The following is a 1,398-nucleotide window of genomic DNA, read 5'->3' on the forward strand; positions in this document are numbered from 1 at the left end:
TCTAATATTTGCGGCAGCTTTGTCCAACAAGCGCTGACGCGCCTCTTTACTCGCCCAAGCACAATGAGGGGTAACAATTAAGTTTGGAATTTCTCTATCCAGTAGTACATTTCCACCCTTAGGCGGTTCAACGGATAAGACATCTGTTGCTGCGCCGGCCAAGCGGCGTTCTTTCAATGCCTCGGCCAAAGCGTTTTCATCCACAATGCCACCTCGAGCAAGATTTAATAAATAGGCCGAAGGCTTCATTTTAGACAGGGCATTGGCATCGATTAGATTTGTAGTTTCATCACTCAGCAGGCAATGAATAGATAAGACATCAACTTGCGGCAATAGCTCTTCCAAAGCCAAGCGAGGATAGCCATCAACACTTTCCAAGCTTTGACCGGAACGAGCTGCCAGTATAACCTTCATGCCAAAGCCTTCGGCCATTTTTGCAACACCCTGTCCAAGGTCACCATAACCGAGCAGGCCAAGCGTCTTGCCTTCCAGTTCAACAATAGGGTAGTCCATCAAACAAAAAATCGGACTTGTACACCAGCGTCCATCTTGAACATCTTTAGCGTAATCCAATAAACGGTTTGTTAGTGCCAGCAACAAAGAAAAGGTATGCTGAACAATAGCCGGGCGCCCATACTGTGTGACATTACAGACCCTAACACCGGCCTCTTTAGCCGCTTGCAAGTCAATATTGTTCGTCCCTGTCGCCGTAACGGCTATCAGCTTTAGGCTGGGGTTACTTGTTATTTCTTTCTTCCCCAATAGCACTTTATTGACAACGACCACCTCAAAGCCTTTTATTCGTTCACAGACATTCGCTGATTCCGTCGTATCATAAGATTGATATTGGCTAAATGAAGACTCGATATCACTCAGGTCCAGACCATCTCCCATACTTGCTACATCAAGGAAAACCCCTTTCATCGCGCCACCTGCCTTAAGATCAATTTTGCTTCGCCAAGAAAAACGAGAGTATGTCATATCAAGCTAATTGATGACAAAAACCTGTTTAGGTACCCGAAGCTTTTTTCTTTCTAAGAGCTTGAGCTGACAATATGCGGTGTCTGTTGCCACTTTCGAATGAAGGCCGGGATTTCGGGTGCTGGGATTGGCTTAGAATAGAAAAAGCCTTGAGCATAATCACAACCAAGCCCGATTAATGACTCTTCCTGCTTCTTAGACTCGATACCTTCAGCCAAGACCTCGATAGATAAGCTATCAGCTAAGGTAATGATACTCTTGACCAGTGCTTGATCAGAGCTGTTGTTAATTAACTCATTGACAAACATACGGTCAATTTTAATCTTTGACAGGATATGGCTGAATTTTTTGATATAACCAAGAGACGAATAACCTGTACCAAAGTCATCAATACTGAATTTAAGCCCTGACTTAAGT

General features: G+C 44.2%; 2 protein-coding genes. Both read right to left on the bottom strand.

Annotated features, from left to right (window positions below; genetic code table 11):
- Positions 1-924 (bottom strand): NAD(P)-dependent oxidoreductase (locus A3766_RS26615; RefSeq protein WP_082907231.1); only part of this gene is annotated, 924 nt, incomplete at its 3' end.
- A gap of 110 nt (positions 925-1,034) precedes the next feature.
- Positions 1,035-1,398 (bottom strand): EAL domain-containing protein (locus A3766_RS26620; RefSeq protein WP_156509167.1); only part of this gene is annotated, 364 nt, incomplete at its 5' end.

The sequence above is a fragment of the Oleiphilus sp. HI0132 genome (assembly GCF_001635845.1).